The sequence below is a fragment of the Ruegeria sp. CDSA021 genome, from assembly GCF_059612325.1.
The window spans coordinates 368,048-390,510 of the sequence record NZ_JBXWQJ010000002.1; the positions used below are offsets into that span (position 1 = coordinate 368,048).

A 22,463-nucleotide genomic window follows, 5' to 3' on the forward strand; every position below is an offset into this window, starting at 1 on the left:
GTCAGGCTCCAATCGGGGGAATGCGGGAGGCGCAGTTTTTGCGGAAATGTTCGGGGCGCTCGCGCCATTTGACCAAGCCGTCTTCGGTGGCCAGATACTTTGTGATGCCGTCGATGATGACATCGACATGATCAACCTCATTCAAGTTCTCATAAACAAAGGTCCAGCGATCCGGGCCACCGCGCAGCACTATGGAACAGCCCTGATCGCAATTCGAAAGGCACTCGACGGGTTTCAGGGTAATGCCGTCGGGCAATTCGGCCTGTTCCAAGGCCTGGTGCAGCAATGTGCCGGGACGCTGCGCATCATCCTCAACAGCCTGACCGCGGCGGCAGGTCGTACAGACCAGCAGCTCGACCGGTGCGGTCTCAGTCATATCTCTCATCCCCCCAAATCCTCTTCGCGGGGGACGGGGTTTCAAGCGGGCCACGTGTTGCAACATGGACCCGACACCGGAACACCCCGCCCGGTTTCAACTTCGGGTGCTGGCAGGTCTCCCGGCTTGCGGATGTCAGAGGCCCGGTTCGTAAGGGTCCTCTGTCGGATGTCCCGCCTTCCCGGCCTTGGCCAGTGGCATTGGGCACCCTCTCCGGTCACGGTCGCGGGGGCGGCTGCGTTTGGCGGACAACCCGTTGACGCATTCCCTTTTCATCTGCTGTTGCAGACACCAACGAAAGGGACATGCGGCACCGCTGACCCGCTTGTCAAGCGCGTTACGCGTAACATCTGGGGAAGGATGCGAAAAGCGACCTGCGGTTGTCGTTGGGCGGCATGAATGGTCGCATAAATCCGTGATCGCATGACGGGCACATGCCAACAGGGAGAGGCGACATATGAAAGTTGGATTTATCGGGTTGGGAAATGTCGGCGGCAAGCTGTCAGGATCCTTGCTGCGAAATGGTATTGATCTGACGGTGCATGATCTGAACGCGGATCTGGTGGCCGAGTTTGTCGCCCAAGGCGCAAAGGCAGCAGAGGGTCCGGCTCAGTTGATGCGGGACTGTGATGCGGTCATCACTTGCCTGCCGTCGCCTGCAGCCTCGGACGCCGTGATGCAGGAGATGCTGCCGGAGGTTGGCCCCGGCCAGATCTGGATGGAGATGTCGACCACCGATGAAGCCGAGGTCAAGCGTCTGGGCGCTGAGGTAATCGAACGCGGTGGCGCGGCGGTGGATTGCCCGGTTTCAGGTGGGTGTCATCGGGCAGCCACTGGCAATATCTCGATCTTCGCGGGATGTGATCGTGCAACGTTCGAACGGATTCTACCGTTTCTGACCACCATGGGGCGGCGTGTTTTGCACACCGGTGAACTGGGCTCTGCCTCGGTTCTGAAGGTGCTGACCAACTATCTGGCCACAGCCAATCTGATCACCTGTGCCGAAGCACTGGTGACTGCCAAGGCAGCAGGTATGGATCTGGGCACGACCTATGAGGCCATCAAAATCTCTTCTGGCACGTCCTTTGTGCATGAAACCGAAAGCCAGGTCATCCTGAATGGATCCCGCGATATTTCGTTCACCATGGATTTGGTGAAAAAGGATATAGGTCTGTTTCAGGAGGTCGCGGACCGCGCCGGTGTGCCGCTTGAGATGAACCCGGTCATGATCAAGATCTTCGAGGACGCCATCGCAAGGTATGGCGAACGCGAGTTGTCGCCAAACATCATCAAACGATTGGAAGAGGCTACCGGTCTGGACATCCGCGCGCCGGGATTTCCACCCGAGATGCTGGATGATGAGCCCGAAGAGCCTGGGTATGAGGTCGTCCCGCAAAACCGGATCGGGCACTGAACGCCGGATGTTATTGGTGGCAAAGGGCCGCCCGGTATTGCGATTGTTCAAGACCGAGTACCCTTTGCCATCCCCAGCGCGACATTGACCTGTGCGTGCCCCATGATACTGGCGGTTTTTGTCAGGTTGACTCTCGCTCAGGCTTTTCTTGGAGAGGGCGACGTTGCCCTCAAGATAATGCACAACCACATCCAGCCATGGCCCCCTCAGAGGTATCTCTGCAGCGCAAATCGGAAACTGCAAACTGGCTTGTGAATGTCGGGATTGGGGCTTGTCGCTGCCGAATGCAACCGCAGTAGCCAGTTCACATCGCAATGACCGGTTAGTGCTCTTTCAGCCAGTCAGGGCGCACCGCAGAGAACAGCGGCATCGAGCCCATTCCGTTCAGTTTCACGCTGGTCCCCAATGTCTGCTATCGGAGTTCCGTGCAGGTTTTTAGGGTATCCTATGGGCGTGGTTCCAGGCCTGCTTTTGCGGCTCTGTGCCAACTGTTCGCGTAACGTTGGTAGCTCTCGTCGGTCTTGTGAAAATAGGTTTCGACGTCGAAGGCCGCGCGCTCGGGGAGTGCGCCTGTTGCCAAGAGGGCGGCTCCCTGGCTCGTTCCTGTTGCGGTGACGGTCGCGTCGACCCTGCAGTTTGTCGCCGCGGCGAGCATACTGGCGAAGCCTTTGTTCCTGGCAAATGGACCTTCGACGATAATGGGGCCCTTGTGTCCGGTCAGCGACAGGCATTCCGCGGTCATCAATCCGAGGTAAAAACTCACCGCCGCCGCGCGTTCCTGGGTTCCGGGCAAAGGCTCTGACCCCATCCAGCTGTGTTTTTGCCCCTGAAACGGTCCGCTGTCCGGGACCATTGCGGGCAAGAGCATGGGGCCGTCTTTCGCGACCAGGTCAAGGAATTGCTCTGCACATTGAGTGGTTTGACCGTTCATCGCTAACTCGAACTCGCGTCCCCCCATGAAACGGGCGGAGGGTACCGGGGCACCCAGTGCGTTGACGTTAAGAAGCGTGTCGCGCGAAGGTTCCAGAGTTACTTCTTCGCCGCCGATGGTCATGGCAATGACCCATGTCCCGGTCGAAACGACGGAAAACGGCCCGGTTCGGGTCAGTACATGAGGCAAAAGCGATGCGTTTGAATCGTGGATGCCGCAGTGCACCAGCGTGTCAAAGCGCAGGCCGGTTTGCGATGCGACCTGCGGCAACACGGGTCCGAGAACCTCCGCAGATTTGCGTGCGGGCGCCATTTTTTCAGATATGCCCAACCGTTCGACCAACGAAGAATAGTGCGCCTTGGACGGTTTCCACAGATCCGTGTGACAACCAAGGGACGACACGTCGCTGGCCGGCACTCCTGTCAGGCGATGTCCCCAGTACTGCGGATAGGTAACAATGGCGGCGGTGCGTTCGCGAAGCGCGGGGTCCTGCTCAAATTGCCAATGCAACTGCGCACCCAGATTCAGACCCATCGGCAACCTTGGCGATCCGGTTTCCTCAAAGGCCGGGCGGATGGCGTCGTACGCCGCGGCCAGATCATCAGGGCCTGTGTGTTCATAGTCGAGGATCGGGGCAGCAAGCGCGCCGTCTGGCGCGATCAGGGCACAAGACGCCCCGTGGGTCGTGATGGAAATGGCATCTACGCCGTGCGCCTTCTGAAACTGCTCCAACCCGTCCAGAAGGAAGTGCCAGATCGCCTCAACATCGAAGTGCGGATAGGGTGGAGCGGCGAGAACGATGTTAGGCCGGGTCAGCACCTCCACTTCGGACATGTCAGTCGCATCGACCAGCGCAAGCTTGGAGTTGGTCTTGCCGATGTCGATGACGGCGACGTGCCGGGGGGTCATGGCATGTGGAAGACGGGCGTCAGCGGCACCGCCACGGGTTCGTTGTCGGGCTTGGTTTCCATGATGTCCGCCATATGCGCCCACCATCGCTGCATGATCTCGTTGCGGGGCAAGGCATCCATTTTGTGGTCGTCGGTGCGCCAAAGGACGCCAAAAAGAATGTTCGTTTCTTCGTCCAGATGGATCGAATAGTCAGACACGCCCGCGTCTTTCAGCAGCGTGGCAAGCTCTGGCCAAATCTCATCGTGGCGCTTTTTGTATTCATCCCTGCAGCCCGGGGTGAGCTTCATCTTGAAGGCGTATTTCTCCATGTCAGCCCCTCCACATCGACCAGAGCCGGGGCAGCGCGATGACCGTGATCAGCAACGCCCCGATAACAATCGACATCACGATACCGGGCACGTTCAGCAAGCCAAGTCCGAAAGTCACAAGCCCCATGACAAAGGCAGCGATCACTACGCCGGGGATGGAGCCGGAGCCGCCGAGGATGTTGACCCCGCCAAGGACGACCATGGTCACGATCTCAAGTTCCCACCCGAAGGCGATGGAGGGTCGGGTCGAGCCGAGGCGGGATGTTAGGCAGACGGCGGCGACCCCGGACATCAGGCCCGTCAGCAGGAACAGGGTGAACTTCACCCGGCCCACCCGAATGCCCGAAAACAGCGCCCCGGTGGCATTGTTTCCGATGGCATAGACCGCGCGGCCGAAATTGGTCATGTGCAGGATGACCGCGTAGATCACCGCAATGATGGCGAAAAGGACGAATTCGAAGGAAATCACCCACCAGACATAGCCCTGCCCGAAGAAGGCGAAATCGGCTGGATAGCCCTTGTAGACCTGATCGCCCAACACGATGAAACTGACCCCGCGGAAAAGGCTCATCGTGCCGATGGTGACGACGATGGATGGCAGGCCAAGGCCGGTGACGAGGAAACCGTTTACCGCCCCACAGGCCAGACCGACGGCCAGACCGATAAGGACCAGCCCCTCTGTCCCGACACCCGCCTGCACGGCGGCGCCCATGGCGGTCGAGGCCAGTGCGATGATCGCGGCGACGCTGAGGTCGATTTCGCCAGAGATGATAAGCAGGGCCATGGCAAAGGCGATCATCGCCTTTTCGGTGAAGTTGAAGGTCGCGTCGGAGAGATTCCAGGCATTCAGGAAATAGGGTGAGGCCAAACTGTTGGCGATGAAGATGCCGATTGCGACCAGCATCAGCAGGCTTTCCCAGCTTTTTAAGTTCCGCTCCAGCGGCGAGCGCAGGCGATCGGGGGTCGAGCGTGTCGTCGTGGTCATGTCGCGTGCTCCGCGCGTTTTAGGATGACGCGGCCCTTCGTCCGGTTGGCCTGGGCGTTTAGAACAACCGCGATGATGATCGCACCGCCCGAGATGGCCAGCTGCCAAAAGGGAGAGATGTTCACGACCGGCAGGGCATTGGCAATGATGCCGAGGAACAGCGCGCCCAGCAGCGCGCCGGGGACCGAACCGATGCCACCCATAATCGACACGCCGCCAATGACGCAGGCGGCCACGACGGTCAATTCAAATCCCCCAGCAACATCGACATAAGCAACCGCGAAGCGAGAGACCCAGAGGTAGCCGGTCAGACCGGCCAGCGCGCCAGAGATCGTGAAGGCCCAGAACTGGGTCCGGCCCACGTTGATCCCGGCATAGGTCGCCGCATGGGGGTTGCCCCCGGCAGCGTAGAAGGCGCGGCCCAGGGTGGTGCGGCTCATGACGATGGTGAAAAGGATCACCGCCGCGATGGCAAACCAGCTTAGCACCGGAAGGCCAAGAAGCTTGGTGCGCGGGAATGCCTTGAAAGTGTCGCTCATCTCGTGGCTGTTAACCCATTTTCCCTCTGTCAGAAGGAAGATGGTTCCCCGGAAGATGGTCATGGTGCCAAGCGTCACCACGATAGGCGGGATGTCCAGTTTCCACACAAGGATACCGTTGAACATTCCAAGGCACGCCCCGAACCCGGTGGCCACGGCCAGCGTTACGATAATCGGCAGACCTGGTGCCGAGATATTGATCAGGGACACGACCATGCCGGTCAGCGCGAGGTTGGCGGCGACCGAGAGGTCGATGCACTTCGTCAAGATCACGATCATCTGGCCGATAGCCAGCAGGATCAGCGGCGAGGTGTCGTTGAAGACGGCAGCCAGATTCGACAGCGTGATGAACGCCGGGAAGCGGCTTGAGATGATGCCAAGCACCAATGCGATGGCGACCAGCAGCAAAAGTTCGCGGGAGGCGAGGATACGTTTCATTGCGCGGCTTCCCTGATCCCTGCGGCGTGGCTGACAAGCGTTTCGGGCGTGATCTGGTCGCGGGCCAGTTCCGCCACTATGCGCCCCTCGCGCATGACGATCACACGATCCGACATGCCCACGATCTCGGGGATTTCGGAACTGACCATGATGACGGCGAGCCCTTGCGCGGCAAGCTCCGCCATGAATTCATGCACGGCGGCCTTGGATCCGATGTCGATGCCCTTGGTGGGTTCGTCCAGGATGATGACCTTGGGCTGGGTGGCAAGCCATTTGGCGATCACGACCTTCTGCTGGTTGCCGCCCGACAGGTTGCCGACATCGGTGTCTAGCGAAGCGGCGCGCAGGTCGAGACGTTCGGTATACTCCCGCGCCAGCTTGAATTCCTCGGCCAGCCTGATGAACCCCTTGCGCGAGGTGCGAGCGAGTGACGGCAGCGTCACGTTCTGAAAAATCGGCAGCGCGCTGATTGTGCCTTGTTTGCCCCGGTCCTCCGGGACATAGACGATGCCACTTGCGACCGCGTCGGCGGGCGATGCAATCGAAACCGGTGCCCCGTCGATCCTCACGGTTCCGCCCGAGAGGCGGGTGATCCCGAAAAGGGCCTGCATGAATTCGGACCGACCTGCGCCGACCAGCCCGTAGAACCCGAGGATTTCGCCGCGCCTGAGCGTGAAACCGATGTCCGCGAATTCGGTCGGGTGGTCGTACCCCGCGACTTCGAGGATATCGTGGCCAACGTTGTGGTCGCGTTCGGGGAAAATCTGGCTGACGTCGCGGCCCACCATAAGCTTGACCAGTTCCGACTCGCTGACATCTATTATCGCCCCTTCGCCGACCATCTGGCCGTCGCGATAGACGGTGTAGAAATCGGCGATGCGGAAGATCTCGTCAAACTTGTGGCTAATGAAGAGGATCGCCTTGCCTTGCGCCTTCAGGCTTTCGACGAGTTCGTAAAGCTCTTCGATTTCCTTCTGGCTGAGGGCTGCGGTCGGTTCGTCCATGATCACAACGCGCGCGTCGATGGACAGCGCCCGGGAAATGGCAACCAGGTGCTTGTTCGCGGTTCCAAGGTCCTTGAGCGTCGCGCCCGGATCTATCTTGGCCCCGATTCCATCCAGAATCTCTCGCGCGCGGGTCGCCATGGCGGTTTTGTCGATCAGGCCAAATCGCCCCTTTGGCGCATGGCCGAGAAAGATGTTTTCCGCCACCGTCAGTTCGTCGAAAAGGACGGTTTCCTGATGGATGGCGGTCACGCCAGCAGTTTCGGCGGATTGCGGTGTCGGGAAACTGAGAGCCTCGCCATCGATCCGGATGTCACCCTCGTCGGGTTGATAAATGCCCGTCAGAACCTTCACCACGGTAGACTTGCCAGCACCATTTTCGCCCACCAATGCCGTGACCTTGCCCGGGTAGAGGTTTAGCGAAATATCTGAAAGGGCCCGCACGCCGGGAAATGTCTTGGTCACGCCGGACAGGCTCAGAAGCGGTGTAGGGGCGGCGGCGTTCGACACGTCTGGTCTCAATTCCAACTGCATGGACGGTGTTTCTGGATGTGGGAAGAGTAGGGAGTCGGGGCGCGGGTCATCGCACACGCCCAGACACGTCGTTCAGATTAGAAGATCGACTTGAACTGTTCGATGTTCGAGCTGTCGTAGGTGAACGGATCAGCCATGGCTGCCGAGCCGGTGTCATCCAGCGTCACCGAACCCATGCGGCCCATCGGGATTTCGGCACCGGCACCGGTTTCAGAACCGTTGGCGATTGCATGCGCCAGCATGGTGGCCGAGTAGCCAAGGTCAATCGGGTTCCAGATCGCGAAGCTCTTGGTTGCACCGCTATCAACACAGCCTGCCATCTCGGACGGGAGGCCCAAACCGGTCACGTTGATCTCACCGATCTTGCCCGCGTCGGTCACGGCCTGGCAGGACGCCAGGATGCCAACGGTCGTCGGCGCGATGATCGCCTTCAGGTTAGGGTAGGACGCCATGAGGCCCTGTGCTTCGCGGTAGGATTTGTCGCTGAGGTCGTCGCCATAGACGGTGGCCACCAGATCGACGCCGTCATAGTTCGGAAGAACCTCTTTCGCGGCCTCAATCCAGGCGTTCTGGTTGGTTGCCGTGGCCGACGCCGACAGGATCGCAACTTCACCACCATCCGGCATGTGATCTGCGGCAAGCTTGATGATCGTGTTGCCGATCAGCGGGGTCGAGGATGGGTTCAGGTGCATCTGGCGTCCGCCTTCAGCCACACCCGAGTCCCAGGAAATCACGGTGATCCCGCGGTCCATCGCGCGTTTCAGCGTTGGCACAAGTGCATCGGGGTCGTTTGCCGAAATCGCGATGGCGTCGACACCCTGCGCGATCAGGGAGTTGATGACCTCGATCTGACCTTCCGCAGTGGTGTCGGTCGGGCCGGTGTAGATGATCTCGATATTGCCAAGCTCTCCGGCAGCCTCTTCAGCGCCTTCGGCGGCCGCTTCAAAGAAGCCGATACCAAGCGCTTTTACGACCAGAGCGATGCGCATGTTGTCCTGCGCCATCGCCGCGGTGCCAAACATACCGGCGGCAAGGCTCATCCCTGCGACAAGTGATGTGAAAGTACGACGCTTCATGATAGTTCCTCCCAGAAAGTCATGTTTGGGTCTCGGGTTTCGGAGGCGGTCAAGAGTCCACCTCGTTTTCTTGAACACTGCCCGACTGGGCAACGATCAGATTCACATCGGCAGCCTCAAGCATGGCCGCCGCCTTGTCAGGAATTCCTTCGTCGGTGATCACGGTCGTGATCCGGTCCAACTGGCAAAGCACCAGGCTGGAGCGCTGCGCGAATTTCGAACTGTCGACTAGAACGACAAGCTCATCCGCCTGTCCGATCAGTTTCTGTTCTGCCTGGATCAGAAGCGGATCGGCCTCCATCAGGCCGATGGGGCCCAGCCCCTGCGCCCCCATGAACATGCGCTTTGCATAGAAGTTGCGAGTCACGTCGTTGTCAAAGGGCGAAAGGATTATGTTCTGTTCCCGGTAGATCGCGCCGCCTGACAACATGATCGTGTTCTTCGAATGCTTCAGCAGGTGCTCGGCAATCGGGAACGAATTGGTAAAGACCTGCATCCTGCGGTTGGCCAGCGGATGCACCATCTGAAAGGTCGTTGTGCCCCCGTTGATGATGATGCTGTCACCTTCGCTACACATCTCAACCGCCGCGCGGGCAATCGCCTGCTTCGCTGCGATATTCATGGTTTCGTTGACGACGAACGGACGGCCCGCCAGCCCGGCGAACTGCGGTGGCGCTATGGCCTCAGCGCCGCCTCTGACACGGCGTACTTTCTGTTTCATGTGAAGTGTTGAAATGTCGCGTCGAATGGTGGCTTCGGACACGCCGGTCAAGGTGCATAGGTCACTAACCGTCACGACGGGGCGATCCTGCACCGCTGAAATGATGATCCTATGGCGTTCTTTTTCGTGCAAAGCCACCTCCCATTCACTCCACGCTGCGCAGATTCGTCGCAGCTGTCAATCATTTTCGATCACTTTCAATCATTCTGCATTGCAGAATGACTGTTTGTGATTGTTTTTGATTGACATAACGATGCACACTACTAAGCCTAAACGCGATGGTGCAGTACCGACCGCTGCATCGTGAGGAGGGCAGAACGTTGAAATCCATCGAAAATCAGCTTCTTGAGAACCGCTGGGATGACGCTGTGGCAGGTGGTATGTCCGAATCGGATCTGCTTCTCTATCGCTCCAACACGCTGGGATCGGATAAGCGCGTCACAAACTATGGCGGTGGCAATACCTCTGCGAAGGTCATGGAAACCGACCCACTGTCCGGCAAAGAGGTCGAGGTGCTCTGGGTCAAGGGTTCCGGCGGTGATATCGGGTCCATGAAACTACACGGCTTTTCCACGCTATACATGGACAAGCTGAACGCGCTGAAAGGGCTTTATCGCGGGGTCGAGTTTGAAGATGAAATGGTCGGCTATCTGCCCCTCTGCACCTTCAAACTGAACCCGCGCGCGGCCTCAATTGACACGCCCTTGCACGCCTATGTGCCGCGCAAACATGTCGATCACGTCCACGCCGACGCGATTATTGCGATCGCAGCGTCGAAGAATTCGAAGGAGCTGACCCAGGAAATTTTCGGTGACCGGATCGGTTGGCTGCCGTGGAAACGGCCAGGGTATGAACTGGGCCTGTGGCTTGAAAAGTTCTGCCTGGAAAACCCGGATGCCGATGGCGTTGTCCTTGAAAGTCACGGATTGTTCACATGGGCTGACACGGCGAAAGACTGCTATTACTGCACCATCGACGTGATCAACGTCGCGACCACGTGGTTGGCCGAAAAGACCGCCGATGTTCCGGCCTTTGGCGGAGCGGTCCACCAGAGCCTCGCCCGGGAAGGTAGGCGGGCCGTTGCCGCCCGGCTGATGCCCGCGATCCGTGGCTTTGTCAGTGGCAACCAGCACATGGTCGGGCATTTCAACGACAGCGACTCGGTGCTTGAGTTCGTGAATTCTAAGGACATGGAGGCGCTGGCGGCCCTTGGTACGTCCTGCCCCGACCATTTCCTGCGCACTAAGATCCGCCCTTTGGTCGTCGGCTTCGACCCGGCCCAGAACAACATCGACGCAGTGCTTGAAGGCCTGCCCGCGCAAGTCGCCGCCTATCGTGAGGACTACACGGCCTACTACAACCGTTGCAAACACGATAACTCGCCTGCGCTTAGGGACCCCAACGCGGTTGTCTACCTGATCCCCGGGGTCGGCATGATCACTTTTGCCAAGGACAAGGGCACGGCCCGCATTTCCGGCGAATTCTACGTCAACGCGATCAATGTTATGCGCGGGGCAAGTGCCGTCAGCGAATACTGCGGCCTGCCAGAGCAGGAAGCATTTGACATTGAATATTGGCTGTTGGAAGAAGCCAAGTTGCAGCGCATGCCGAAACCAAAATCGCTGGCTGGTCGCGTCGCGCTGGTCACCGGCGGCGCCGGTGGCATAGGGTCGGCAACGGCAGAACGTTATCTGTCCGAGGGCGCCTGTGTCATGCTGGCCGACATCAATCCCGAAAGCCTCACCGCGACGGAAGGGGTCCTGACCCAGCAGTTCGGCAAGGACGTCGTGTGCACCGTCCTGATGGACGTCACGGATGAAAATGCCGTGGCCCACGCGTTGGCTGAAACATCCGTCGAATTTGGCGGCATCGACATCCTTGTCTCGAACGCCGGGATCGCATCCTCTGCCCCGGTTGAGGAAACATCCCTCGACCTTTGGAACAAGAACATGGACATCTTGTCCACGGGGTATTTCCTCGTCAGCCGGGAAACTTTCAAAATCATGCGGGTGCAGGACATGGGCGGATCTATCGTTTTCGTGGCCTCGAAAAACGGGCTTGCCGCCTCGCCCAATGCCTCGGCCTATTGCACGGCGAAGGCCTCGGAAATCCACTTGGCCCGTTGCCTTGCGCTGGAAGGTGCTGAGGTCGGGATCAGGGTCAACGTTGTGAACCCGGATGCGGTGTTGCGGGGTTCCAAGATCTGGGAGGGCGATTGGCTGGATCAGCGGGCTTCGACCTACGGCACGGATAAGGAGGGGCTGGAAGAGATGTACCGCAACCGATCCATGCTTAAACGCTCAGTCCTGCCGGAAGATATCGCCGAGGCCTGTTATTTCTTCGCCGCCGAGACGTCGGCCAAATCCACGGGTAACATTCTGAACGTTGATGCGGGCAACGTTCAGGCCTTCACGCGATAGGGAGACGGTCCATGAGCTATGAGAGCGCCAAAGCGCAATTCGCTGACTGGGGCGTCGACACTGATGCTGCGATCAAGGCTCTGAAGGACATCCCGATTTCCGTTCACTGTTGGCAAGGCGATGACGTGGTGGGGTTCGAAAACCAGACCGCCACCTCGGGCGGGGGCATTCAGGCAACCGGAAACCATCCGGGCCGGGCCCGCAACCCCGACGAACTGCGGGCGGATCTTGAGTTTGCCTATGCAAATATCCCCGGGTCACATCGGTTGAACCTGCACGCGATGTACATGGACACAGACGATACCCCAGACCGGGATGAGATCGAGTACCGCCATTTCGCGCCATGGGTCGACTGGGCCAAGGGCATCGGCATCGGGCTGGATTTCAACCCGACTTTCTTTGCCCATCAAAAGGCCGACGACAACCTGACGATGGCGCACCCCGACAAGGGCATCAGGGACTTTTGGATCGAACATGGAAAACGCACGCGGGACATCGCGGCGCAGATGGGAGCTGCGCTTGGTTCACCCTGCATCAACAACATTTGGGTTCCGGATGGGTTCAAGGACCTTCCTATCGACCGTATGGCGGCAAGGGCCCGGCTTGAGGCCTCGCTCGATACCATGCTGGCCGAGGCGAAATCGGATATGCTGGATGCGGTCGAATCCAAGCTTTTCGGCATCGGGGTCGAGGCCTGCACGGTGGGCAGCCATGAGTTCTACATGGGCTATGCGATCCGCAACAAGACACTGCTGTGTCTCGACATGGGGCACTTCCACCCGACCGAGAATATCGCCGACAAACTGAGCGCCGTCGCCCTGTCTCTGGATGAGCTTCTGCTGCACGTGTCGCGCCCTATGCGTTGGGACAGCGACCATGTGATCATGCTGAACGATGACATCCTGGCGATGGCGCATGAACTGGTCAGCGGCGACCTGTTGGGCAAGACCCATATCGGGCTTGATTTCTTCGACGCCACGATCAGTCGCACGGCCGCTTGGGTGATCGGCACGCGCAACATGCAAAAGGCGCTTCTGCAGGCGCTTCTGAAGCCCTGGGATCGCTTGCGAGCAGCGGAGGACGCGCTGGATTTCACAAGCCGGTTTGTTGTGACAGAGGAACTGAAGGACCTACCCTACGGAGCGGTGTGGTCTGAATTTTGTGCCAGAAACGGCGCGCCTACAGGTACTGAGCTGATCACTGAGCTTGACGCTTATCAGGCCACTGTAGCGGGTCGCTGAGGCACGGCCCAATTTTGTGGAAAGTCTCCGTCTGGACAATCTATGTTGGAAAGAACGCCAAGATTGCATTCGAAAGAAAGCGGTCGTCGCGCCGGTGACCATTGAGCGGCCGCATTGTCCGCACAGCGGACGCTCACGAGTACTTTGCGAATAACCGAACCGAGCCCTAAGCGGACGTCGCAGTTTCGCGCATCACGCAGAAATATCCGAGGGCGAAAGTCGCGTAGCGCTACAAATCGGCACCGAAGAATGTTATGGTTACGGATAGTTGTCTAGGTTGGCTAGTGCGCTTCCTATACGGACAGCCGATGAGTGAAGACAAAACATAACATCCAGACAAACGTGAAAATTAAAGATTGTACCTTCGGCCTCTCCAGTCGGGTTTAGGTGCCGACAATTTGGCATCTCCGTTATGGGAGCTAATTCACTTCTGAAATTATTACCCCCCCCCGCTTCACCAAGAGGTCAACAATTGCGTCGACCCCTTTTTTGTGGCGAAGGGACGAGAACAAAAATGGCCGTCCTTTGCGCATTCTGGCTGCATCTCGTTCCATTACCTCCAGTGAAGCGCCAACATGCGGCGCCAGATCGGTTTTGTTTATGACCAGGATGTCGGATTTTGTTATTGCCGGTCCGCCTTTTCGCGGGATTTCCTCTCCAGCGGCAACGTCGATCACATAGATTGTAAGGTCTGCGAGTTCCGGGCTGAAAGTAGCCGACAGATTGTCGCCGCCGCTTTCGATTAGAACGATATCGAGATCGGGATGGCGTTCCTGCATTTCAGCGACAGCTGCAAGGTTTATCGATGCATCCTCGCGGATTGCTGTATGTGGGCAACCGCCGGTTTCGACGCCGATAATCCGATCTTGGGGAAGGACCTGCATGCGCACCAGCGCTTCGGCATCCTCCTGCGTGTAAATGTCATTGGTGATGACGCCCACTGAACAAGCATCGCGCAGGGCTTCAGACAAGGCAGCGGTCAAAGTGGTCTTTCCGGCTCCAACCGGACCGCCGATGCCAACACGAAGAGGGCCGTTCATAATGCTCATGTTCGGAATATCCTTGAATACTGTATTTCGTGTCTCATCGACGCGATGTCCGTCAGGAACGCAGTCGAACCCAATTCTTCCAAGCCTGCCATTTGCGCCTTTTCAGCGATATGAGCACATAGCGGTGTCAAATTACGGATCAGTTTCTGAGCGTCGGTTTGCCCCAATGGTACAAGGCGCGTTGCGCAAGCGACCAAGTTGCTTGCGAATGCTTGTAGATACATCTTCGTCGTCAGTAGTAGGGGGAGGGTTTGTAAACGCGCGGCGTGGCCCACCGACACTGGGTAGGAAAGCTGTTGGATGTCTAAATCCCAGACATCTCCTGTGACAGTCCCGAATGCCTGTCCCAGCAATTCGGTTTCCATTTTCCTTTCGGATGAAGTGCAGATAGCCCGTGCCTTGGCATCGATGCTGAAAAGTTCATCTTTGTCCTGCGCGTTGTACGCGGACACTAAGAACAGAGCATCATTCCATCCAGATCCGTGTTCCAGCGCATCTGAAATCCAGGCTTCGGCGTCTTGGGAACTGGCGACCGCTCCTTCGTCAATTGCAGCTTCCAACCCATGAGAATAAGCAAAGCCCCCCACAGGGTATGCCGGAGACAACCACTGGGTCAGCATCAGGATATCGGCGTCAGTGGGCGTGGCCATGTGTCCTGCCATGGCCATAGGCTCCGCCTTCGGGGTTAAACGGTTCGTGCACCTCGCGTACTGTGGCTCCGATTTTCAAAAGCATATCTCGGATCACATGATCGAACTGGATCAGCAGACGATCCTTTTCGATCTGGCAGGGCGTGTGGCGATTGCCAATATGCCACGCGATGCGTGTCAGGTCCGGAGCAGAAACTTCTAGCAGTGCTTCGGGTGCAGCCTGTATTTCCACTTCGCGACCGTCGTCCAGAATCAACGTGCCACCGTGGTTCAACGAGGTGGTTTGTGCCAGATCGACGAGTATTTGTTCGCCACTTTCACAGGTCAGAACCTTGCGACGTAAAAACCGATCGTCATAAGTCAGCAACAGGCAATCCGCGGATTCGCCTTGCATATGATCCGAGTAACGGCGTGCGGTGCAGAGCAGGGCGGTCATACCGTCGCCTCCTCTGGAGCAGAAATAGTTAGAGCCAGATTGAATCCGCAAACACCCGGTGCACGATCCGTTCGCGTGATAGGCCGCGTTTTTTCAACTCTTCGTCGCTGAGCGATCGCAGGAATTCGACTTGCCGAACGCGCGATTGAGCTTCTGCCACACTGATCAGAGCCCCGTAGACTGATGCTGCGATGGACGCGATCAGACCGGGCAGCGAAAAGCGTGCGTGAGATTGTGTTGCTGCGTGTGCCATTTGGACCCTCGTAAACGTTGGTCCTCCCTTTGGCATTAATATCTGTCATATCGGCCTCACATTGAAGTGGGTGTTTGGTCATTTCTGCGTTGCGCGCGGTGCAATGCAGCATAATTTTTAGTCAGAACATAAAGTATCGCTGTGCCATTGGCAGCACTTCGGCGGGTTGGCAGGTCAGCAATTCGCCATCTGCCCGGACTTCGTAGGTTTCTGGATCAACTTCGACATGAGGTGTTGCGTTGTTGAGCAGAAGATCCTGTTTGCCAATCTCTCGTGTGTTTTGGACAGCGACGGTCTGCTTTGCCAATCCTAGTGTATCACCGATCCCGTCCGCCAGCGCGGCTTGCGACACAAAGGTGATTGCCGAGTTTTCAACGGATCGACCATAGGCACCGAACATTGGCCGACTATAAACAGGCTGCGGGGTGGGAATCGAAGCATTGGGATCACCCATCTGTGCACAAACGATGGTGCCGCCCAGCAAAACCATCTCAGGCTTCACTCCAAAAAAGGCTGGGTCCCATAGGACCAGGTCGGCGCGTTTTCCTTCCTCGATACTGCCAATCTCGTGGCTGAGGCCATGGGCAACGGCAGGGTTAATCGTGTACTTGGCGATGTAACGGCGAACGCGCAGGTTGTCGTTGTCACCGGTTTCCTCCGGCAGGCGGCCTCGCTGTTTCTTCATCTTGTCAGCGGTTTGCCATGTACGGATCAACACCTCGCCAACGCGTCCCATAGCCTGACTGTCGGACGCGATGATGCTGAAGGCGCCCATGTCGTGCAGGATATCTTCAGCCGCGATGGTCTCACGCCGGATGCGGCTTTCGGCAAAGGCGACATCCTCTGGAATGGATTTGTCGAGGTGATGGCAGACCATCAGCATGTCGAGATGTTCCTCGACCGTGTTCACCGTAAAGGGCCGCGTCGGGTTGGTAGAGGAGGGTAGAACATGGTCCTCACCGCAAATCTTGATGATGTCGGGGGCGTGGCCGCCGCCCGCGCCTTCGGTATGGAAGGCGTGGATAGTACGGCCCTTTATCGCGGCAACTGTATTTTCAACAAACCCGGATTCGTTGAGCGTGTCGGTGTGGATCATCACCTGAACGTCCATCGCGTCAGCGACCGAAAGGCAGCAGTCGATGGCCGCAGGAGTCGTGCCCCAGTCCTCGTGCAGTTTCAGGGAACAAGCCCCGGCTCTTACCTGTTCCTCCAGAGCCGCGGGAAGCGAAGCGTTTCCTTTGCCCGCAAAAGCAAGATTCATGGGAAAAGCATCCGCCGCCTGCAACATCCGGCCGATGTGCCATGGGCCCGGTGTGCATGTGGTCGCCAAAGTGCCATGTGCCGGGCCGGTGCCACCACCAAGCATGGTTGTCAGGCCAGAATGCAGCGCGTCCTCTATCTGTTGAGGGCAGATGAAGTGAATATGGCTGTCGAACCCGCCAGCCGTCAGGATGCGACCCTCGCCAGCGATGGCCTCGGTGCCGGGGCCGATGATGATGTCTACACCGGGCTGCGTATCCGGATTTCCGGCTTTGCCGATCTTGGCGATGCGCCCGTCCTTTAGGCCGACATCCGCCTTGTAGATACCCGAGTGATCCACGATCAGAGCATTGGTGATCACCGTGTCCACGGCCCCTTCGGCGCGCGTGGCCTGTGACTGCCCCATCCCATCGCGAATGACTTTGCCTCCGCCGAACTTGACCTCTTCTCCGTAGACGTCTTCGCGGTGCCCGGTTTCGCTGAACCGCGCAGTCGTTGCACGCTCCACGATCAGGTCTTTTTCTACTTCGATGATCAGATCGGTATCTGCCAATCGTACTTTGTCGCCGACCGTGGGGCCGAACATGGAGGCATAGTCACTCCGACTGATCTTGCCCGGCATCTTTCAAAGCCCCCATGATATGCATATTGAAACCGTAGATGTGCCGGCGCCCCTCAAATGGCACCAGCATAACTTCGCGAGTTTGCCCTGGCTCAAATCGCACCGCAGTGCCCGCCGGGATGTCCAGCCGCATACCCAAAGCTGCATACCGGTCAAAATCCAGAGCCGGGTTTGCTTCGGAAAAATGGTAGTGGCTGCCGACCTGTATTGGTCGGTCGCCGGTATTGGCGACAATAACAAGACGGCTGCTGCGTCCTGCGTTCAGCGTCAGTGAGCCTTCGGCCGGAATGATCTCACCCGGAATCATTTCGGCAGCTTCAAAATCACGGTAATGGCGATGACCGCGATCAAAGCCAACCCAGTTGCGAGCGCGGCGTAATCACTGCCATGGGCGTGAACTTGGGTATCCGAATGGGCCATGGCCGGGCCAGCAAGAATGAGAGCGGGAAACAGCATACGGTTCATGGAGAACTCCTTTGGAAATTAGCGAATGGGGTTATGGACAGTCACAAGTTTTGTGCCATCCGGGAAAGTGGCTTCGACCTGCACCTCGTGGATCATCTCGGGCACGCCTTCCATGCATTGGTCACGGGAGATCACTTCAGCCCCGGCTTGCATCATGTCGGCGACCGAACGGCCATCGCGCGCGCCTTCGACAACGGCGTCGGTGATCAAGGCGATAGCCTCGGGGTGGTTCAGCTTAACGCCGCGGGCCAGTCGTTTTCGAGCGACCTCGGCTGCCATGGCGACCAGCAATTTGTCTTTTTCACGAGGGGTCAGGTTCATGTCAGAGCATCCAGCATCGGGGCAGTGTGTCTTTGTTCAATCGGCGCAGAACTGGTATCAGCGTTCGGCGCAGAGCAAAGCTGTTGCTGGCCAGAATGCGAATGACCAATAGGTCTTTCCGGATCAGGGTTGCCCCGGCGATGTCCGGTAGCATTTCCCGGACAGGTTTCAGATGACCTTCGGCGGAACTCGACGCTAAGAGGATTAGCGCCATCGCCCCTGCGCCGTTCGCAATATGCGGCTTGGATAAGTGCGTATGCCAATCACCTGAGAACCTGATCGCCTCGAGAAAAACTGGCGTGTCTTCGCGGCGAATCTCGATTCTATCGCGCAAGCGGATGCCGGTCAGCGTCTCGCCCATGGCAACGCGCCCAAAGACCAGCGGCTCGACCATCAGCATTTCAGCATCAAGCCCCATGTCGATCCTGAGGCGTCGGTCCAAAGCACTGCCGTTGTACAGGATGGTCTCCTGCGGCAGCCAGTTCAGCCGGGCGCCATCCTCAACCGTCAAATGGTTTGTAATCTTACCCCATTCTTTGGGCTGGGCTTTGTAGGCGCGCTCGCAGGCTTGTGTCGTCAAGGTCAGCGCCGTGCTTTTTGCTGCCTTGCAAGAAAACCGGAAAGAATCGCCTCCGGTCACGCCGCCCGCCGTGTTCAGAAGAACCGCATCAAGATCAGGTGTGATCGTTCTGGGAAACAGGCATTTAAAGGACCCAGACTGGCGAAATCTGTCCAGCACAGTCCTGTTGCCCAATTGCTTGGTGCTTAAGCTGACGATGCCTGCGGCACGTGGCGGTACCGCGCTGTGCGTGGGCAATATGGCTGCAACTTGTGTAATAGGGCACCTTTAGCGTGTCGTTTGGTGCCACCTGTTTCTCTGTTGAAGTGTCCGAACACTAATTTGCAGTGTCGGAATCTGCTTATTTCCACATCGTGTGTCTAATTTTTAGACAGCAACCTCCGACTTAGATGAAAAAATATGCGCTTCTCGCCGATTTCCCAAATTGGGCAAAAGGTAAGTTGCCAACCTTGCTGCAATGCAGAAACCGTATGGGTGCCACCGCGGAAATGACCCGGGGGGTGTGTGACGGCTGCGCGAATTGGACCTCGAACACAACCGCCACACGGAACGCAACAACAGTTGCGGGGATCAGGTAGAAGAAGAGTGTGCCTTTGCGCAAGCCCTCTCTCCCGGCCCCGCCAGGAGGATTACATGAAATCGCTCAAATCCACGCTCGCCGGATCGGTTGTCTTTGCTGCCATAGCCACCGCTGCCTTATCTGCCGAAGACACGATCAAGGTTGGAGTGCTGCATTCGCTGTCGGGCACGATGGCAATTTCGGAGACGACGTTGAAAGACACCATGCTGATGCTGATCGACCAGCAAAACGCCAAAGGTGGTCTTTTGGGCAAGCAGCTTGAGGCCGTTGTTGTGGATCCCGCATCGGATTGGCCGCTGTTCGCGGAAAAAGCGCGTGAGTTGCTGACCGTCCACGAGGTGGATGTGATCTTTGGTAACTGGACTTCGGTCAGCCGCAAATCAGTACTGCCAGTGATCGAAGAGCTGAACGGTCTGCTGTTCTATCCGGTTCAGTATGAGGGCGAAGAAAGCTCTAAAAATGTCTTTTACACCGGTGCGGCCCCGAACCAGCAGGCGATCCCTGCGACCGATTATTTCCTGGAGGAACTGGGGGTCGAGAAATTCGCTCTGCTCGGCACGGACTATGTCTATCCCAGGACCACCAACAATATTTTGGAAAGCTACCTTAAGCAAAAGGGTGTTGCGGACGCGGATATCTTCGTCAACTACACCCCCTTTGGCCATTCTGACTGGTCCAAGATCGTATCTGACGTTGTTGCACTGGGCGAAGATGGCAAAAAGGTTGGCGTGATCTCGACGATCAACGGAGACGCCAACATAGGTTTTTATAAAGAACTGGCCGCAGCTGGCGTTTCGGCAGATGACGTTCCTGTCGTGGCCTTTTCGGTTGGTGAGGAAGAACTGTCCGGTCTGGATACCACCAACCTCGTCGGTCATTTGGCGGCTTGGAATTATTTCCAGTCGGCGGATACTGATGTGAATGCCGAATTTGTCGAAACCTGGAAAGCCACCATGGGTGACGAACGGGTGACCAACGATCCTATGGAGGCGCATTACATCGGCTTCAATATGTGGGTGAATGCCGCGACCGAAGCCGGCTCGACCGAAGTAGACGCTGTGCGCGCCGCGATGTATGGGCAGGAATTCCCAAACTTGACCGGCGGTACTGCTGTGATGTTGCCGAACCACCATCTGGCTAAGCCGGTTCTGATTGGTGAGATTCAGGAAGACGGCCAGTTCGACATCATCAGCGAAACCGACGTCGTGCCGGGCGATGCATGGACCGATTTCCTGCCTGAATCGGCAGTGCTGAAGTCGGATTGGAAAGATCTCGGCTGCGGTATGTACAACACCGAGACCGAGAGCTGCGTTCAGACTTTGTCGAACTACTAAATCGTACGCAAGGCGGGTGTGATCGCCCGCCTTGCCCAAAGACACGCGGGTTTCACCACATGTTAAGACTATTCCTTGCGGGCCTGGCAATTCTCTTCGCCTGCCTGAACGCCAACGCGCAAGAGGGCGGCCTGCAGCCGATCTTGCAGGATCATCAGGAGATCATTGTCAAAAGCTCGCGCAAGACGATCAAACCGGCGATTGATGCGCTTGCCGCCAGTGGGCTGCCGCAAGCGCAGGTGATGCTTGAGACATGGGCCGCCAAAGACATGTGGATGCGCAAGTCTGACGGTCTGTTCTTTGCCGGAACAAAGGCCGAAGGGCGGTTGTACGAACTGACCGATTTCGACACGGGTGAAGTGGTCGGCACGTTTGAAAAATCCGACCTGAAGCAATTGAAACCCAACAGCGGTGTCCGCGCTATGATCGGGACAGCTCTTGTGCAGTTTCAGTTGACCGACCCGGATCGAAAGAAGCGCCTAGCCGCACTAAAGTCCATTCAACGTGATCCCGAGGGCGCACTGCTCGAACCTCTTCGTGCTTCGATTGAGGACGAGCCAGATGTGGAGTTGAAGGCCCAGAAGCAACGGCTCGAACGGCTGCTGACTATTGGATACGACGAAGACGTTGTGGCCCGCGTGGCTGCAATTGAAGAAATGTCGAACGATCTGGGTGTCGACGTCCGCGCGGCGTTGAACCCGTTACTCGTGACCTCACGAAATACCGCTGCGGACCTGCCATCGGATGTTAACGTCGCCATCGTTCTGGAACCCGGATCAGACGCCTTGTCCCGGGACGACGCATACCACCTGTTGGTCGCGAGTGACCTGGCTGCGCCCCTTGTGTTGCCTGATGACATCCGCCTGGCTTTGGCTGCGAACATCGACGGTGGTCGCGTAGGGGGTATCTCGGTCGCGCAACTGAACGAGATTACTGCGCGCGCACAAGCCTACAACACTCTGTCTGAAGCCGGACTTGTTCCTGCGCTGGTAACTGAGGCCGATATCGACACCGCGCTGGGTGCGTATGTGTTCTTTGAGACTTATGCCGAGCCGTCCATCGAAGTAACCGCCGCTGCCGAAAAAGCGCTAAAGAAGATCGAACTGAAAGTTGGCCTAAACCAGACGCTCGACCTGACGTTGGACGCGGCCTCTCTGGCCTCGATCTATTTCCTTGCCGCCATTGGGTTGGCCATCACTTTCGGAGTGATGGGTGTAATCAACATGGCCCACGGCGAATTCATCATGATGGGCGCCTATACCGGTTATGTCGTACAACAGTACGTCCCCGACCATACGGTATCGATCATCGTTGCCATCCCAATGGCCTTTGCCGTCACGTTTGCCATGGGCGTCGCCATGGAGCGCCTGGTGATCCGTTGGCTTTATGCCCGCCCGTTGGAAACACTGCTGGCGACCTTTGGTATCTCGATTGCCTTGCAGCAACTGGCAAAGAACATCTTTGGTACACAGGCCCGCCCTCTGACTGCTCCGGGTTGGCTGGACGGTGCCTGGGTGATGAACGATGTGGTTTCGATCAGCTATATCCGCATTGCGATCTTCGTGCTGGCGCTGATTTTTCTGGGGCTGTTCCTTTACATCATGAAACGGACAAGGCTGGGGCTTGAGATGCGTGCGGTTACGCAGAACCCGCGCATGGCAGGATCGATGGGGATCAATCCGGGGAGGGTGAACATGCTGACATTCGGTCTGGGTTCCGGCATTGCCGGGATTGCCGGGGTCGCCATTGGCCTGTTCGCCAAAGTCACATCGGATCTGGGCAACGACTACATTGTGCAAAGTTTCATGACCGTGGTTGTCGGTGGTGTTGGCAACATCTGGGGCGCGCTGGCAGGCGCGGGGATGATCGGATTCCTGCAAAAGGGGATCGAGTGGATGAACCCTTCAAACACGCTCGCGGCGCAAACCTACATGATCATCTTCATCATCATTTTCATCCAATTCCGGCCACGAGGCATTATTGCCCTCAAAGGTCGCGCGGCGGGGGATTGAGC

Annotated in this window: 21 protein-coding genes, 1 pseudogene and 1 riboswitch; of the genes and pseudogenes, 5 read left to right on the top strand and 17 right to left on the bottom strand. The window is 57.7% G+C overall.

The window, feature by feature from the left end; genetic code table 11:
• Nucleotide 1 precedes the first annotated feature (1 nt).
• Nucleotides 2–376: a DUF1636 family protein gene (locus tag AC2FLD_RS04035; protein WP_496667368.1), complete on the bottom strand. Its 375-nt coding sequence runs from the start codon at nt 374–376 to the stop codon at nt 2–4.
• A 94-nt stretch (nt 377–470) separates the two neighbouring features.
• Nucleotides 471–687, bottom strand: a riboswitch (cobalamin riboswitch).
• Nucleotides 688–827: 140 nt separating this feature from the next.
• On the opposite strand from AC2FLD_RS04035, the pseudogene AC2FLD_RS04040 reads away from it, so the two are divergent.
• Nucleotides 828–1,790 (top strand): annotated as a pseudogene (locus AC2FLD_RS04040) (NAD(P)-dependent oxidoreductase); the annotation flags it as partial.
• A gap of 445 nt (nt 1,791–2,235) precedes the next feature.
• Here the strand turns inward: AC2FLD_RS04040 and AC2FLD_RS04045 are convergent.
• The 7 genes from AC2FLD_RS04045 to AC2FLD_RS04075 form a co-directional block, all read right to left on the bottom strand.
• Complete coding sequence (locus AC2FLD_RS04045) at nt 2,236–3,630, bottom strand: FGGY-family carbohydrate kinase (RefSeq protein ID WP_496667367.1); 1,395 nt, start codon at nt 3,628–3,630, stop codon at nt 2,236–2,238.
• Nucleotides 3,627–3,941, bottom strand: a complete 315-nt coding sequence (rhaM, locus tag AC2FLD_RS04050) for an L-rhamnose mutarotase (protein ID WP_496667366.1) — start codon at nt 3,939–3,941, stop codon at nt 3,627–3,629. The genes AC2FLD_RS04045 and rhaM overlap by 4 nt, the downstream gene beginning before the upstream one ends.
• Nucleotide 3,942: 1 nt before the next feature.
• Nucleotides 3,943–4,926, bottom strand: coding sequence for an ABC transporter permease (locus tag AC2FLD_RS04055; RefSeq protein ID WP_496667365.1), 984 nt, complete (start codon nt 4,924–4,926; stop codon nt 3,943–3,945).
• Nucleotides 4,923–5,903, bottom strand: a complete 981-nt coding sequence (locus tag AC2FLD_RS04060; RefSeq protein ID WP_496667364.1) for an ABC transporter permease — start codon at nt 5,901–5,903, stop codon at nt 4,923–4,925. The genes AC2FLD_RS04055 and AC2FLD_RS04060 overlap by 4 nt, the downstream gene beginning before the upstream one ends.
• Nucleotides 5,900–7,441, bottom strand: coding sequence for a sugar ABC transporter ATP-binding protein (locus tag AC2FLD_RS04065; RefSeq protein ID WP_496667363.1), 1,542 nt, complete (start codon nt 7,439–7,441; stop codon nt 5,900–5,902). The genes AC2FLD_RS04060 and AC2FLD_RS04065 overlap by 4 nt, the downstream gene beginning before the upstream one ends.
• A 77-nt stretch (nt 7,442–7,518) precedes the next feature.
• Nucleotides 7,519–8,517, bottom strand: a complete 999-nt coding sequence (rhaS, locus tag AC2FLD_RS04070) for a rhamnose ABC transporter substrate-binding protein (RefSeq protein ID WP_496667362.1) — start codon at nt 8,515–8,517, stop codon at nt 7,519–7,521.
• A 49-nt stretch (nt 8,518–8,566) separates the two neighbouring features.
• Nucleotides 8,567–9,370 (bottom strand): DeoR/GlpR family DNA-binding transcription regulator, encoded by an 804-nt coding sequence (locus AC2FLD_RS04075; RefSeq protein ID WP_496667361.1) that lies wholly within the window; start codon nt 9,368–9,370, stop codon nt 8,567–8,569.
• A gap of 146 nt (nt 9,371–9,516) precedes the next feature.
• Here AC2FLD_RS04075 and AC2FLD_RS04080 point away from each other — a divergent pair, with 146 nt between their 5' ends.
• Together AC2FLD_RS04080 and AC2FLD_RS04085 are read left to right on the top strand one after the other, a co-directional pair.
• Nucleotides 9,517–11,658, top strand: coding sequence for a bifunctional rhamnulose-1-phosphate aldolase/short-chain dehydrogenase (locus AC2FLD_RS04080; RefSeq protein WP_496667360.1), 2,142 nt, complete (start codon nt 9,517–9,519; stop codon nt 11,656–11,658).
• Nucleotides 11,659–11,669: 11 nt separating this feature from the next.
• Nucleotides 11,670–12,899, top strand: coding sequence for an L-rhamnose isomerase (locus tag AC2FLD_RS04085; protein WP_496667359.1), 1,230 nt, complete (start codon nt 11,670–11,672; stop codon nt 12,897–12,899).
• Between the two features lie 419 nt (nt 12,900–13,318).
• On the opposite strand, the gene ureG is transcribed toward AC2FLD_RS04085, so the two are convergent.
• The 9 genes from ureG to AC2FLD_RS04130 all read right to left on the bottom strand — a co-directional run bounded on the left by ureG (nt 13,319) and on the right by AC2FLD_RS04130 (nt 18,772).
• Entirely contained in the window at nt 13,319–13,948 is a 630-nt protein-coding gene (gene ureG, locus AC2FLD_RS04090; RefSeq protein ID WP_496667358.1) for an urease accessory protein UreG, read from the bottom strand.
• Complete coding sequence (locus AC2FLD_RS04095) at nt 13,945–14,610, bottom strand: urease accessory protein UreF (protein ID WP_496667356.1); 666 nt, start codon at nt 14,608–14,610, stop codon at nt 13,945–13,947. Before AC2FLD_RS04095 ends, ureG begins: the two co-directional genes overlap by 4 nt.
• Nucleotides 14,582–15,034 carry an urease accessory protein UreE gene (locus tag AC2FLD_RS04100; protein WP_496667355.1) on the bottom strand — a complete coding sequence of 151 codons (453 nt, stop codon included), beginning with the start codon at nt 15,032–15,034 and terminating at the stop codon, nt 14,582–14,584. Before AC2FLD_RS04100 ends, AC2FLD_RS04095 begins: the two co-directional genes overlap by 29 nt.
• A gap of 28 nt (nt 15,035–15,062) precedes the next feature.
• Entirely contained in the window at nt 15,063–15,287 is a 225-nt protein-coding gene (locus tag AC2FLD_RS04105) for a hypothetical protein (RefSeq protein WP_050601983.1), read from the bottom strand.
• Between the two features lie 121 nt (nt 15,288–15,408).
• Nucleotides 15,409–17,169: an urease subunit alpha gene (gene ureC, locus AC2FLD_RS04110; protein ID WP_496667354.1), complete on the bottom strand. Its 1,761-nt coding sequence runs from the start codon at nt 17,167–17,169 to the stop codon at nt 15,409–15,411.
• A complete protein-coding gene (locus tag AC2FLD_RS04115) occupies nt 17,144–17,476 on the bottom strand; it encodes an urease subunit beta (RefSeq protein ID WP_058276343.1) in 333 nt (110 codons plus the stop codon). Before AC2FLD_RS04115 ends, ureC begins: the two co-directional genes overlap by 26 nt.
• Nucleotides 17,473–17,634 carry a hypothetical protein gene (locus tag AC2FLD_RS04120; RefSeq protein ID WP_496667353.1) on the bottom strand — a complete coding sequence of 54 codons (162 nt, stop codon included), beginning with the start codon at nt 17,632–17,634 and terminating at the stop codon, nt 17,473–17,475. The genes AC2FLD_RS04115 and AC2FLD_RS04120 overlap by 4 nt, the downstream gene beginning before the upstream one ends.
• Nucleotides 17,635–17,652: 18 nt before the next feature.
• Nucleotides 17,653–17,955 (bottom strand): urease subunit gamma, encoded by a 303-nt coding sequence (locus AC2FLD_RS04125; protein WP_058272437.1) that lies wholly within the window; start codon nt 17,953–17,955, stop codon nt 17,653–17,655.
• A 1-nt stretch (nt 17,956) separates the two neighbouring features.
• Nucleotides 17,957–18,772 carry an urease accessory protein UreD gene (locus AC2FLD_RS04130; RefSeq protein WP_496667352.1) on the bottom strand — a complete coding sequence of 272 codons (816 nt, stop codon included), beginning with the start codon at nt 18,770–18,772 and terminating at the stop codon, nt 17,957–17,959.
• 396 nt (nt 18,773–19,168) lie between these two features.
• On the opposite strand from AC2FLD_RS04130, the gene urtA reads away from it, so the two are divergent.
• Both urtA and urtB read left to right on the top strand, forming a co-directional pair.
• Nucleotides 19,169–20,449, top strand: a complete 1,281-nt coding sequence (urtA, locus tag AC2FLD_RS04135) for an urea ABC transporter substrate-binding protein (protein WP_496667351.1) — start codon at nt 19,169–19,171, stop codon at nt 20,447–20,449.
• Nucleotides 20,450–20,508: 59 nt separating this feature from the next.
• On the top strand, nt 20,509–22,461 hold the full coding sequence (gene urtB, locus AC2FLD_RS04140) for an urea ABC transporter permease subunit UrtB (RefSeq protein WP_496667350.1): 1,953 nt from the start codon (nt 20,509–20,511) through the stop codon (nt 22,459–22,461).
• Nucleotides 22,462–22,463 lie beyond the last annotated feature (2 nt).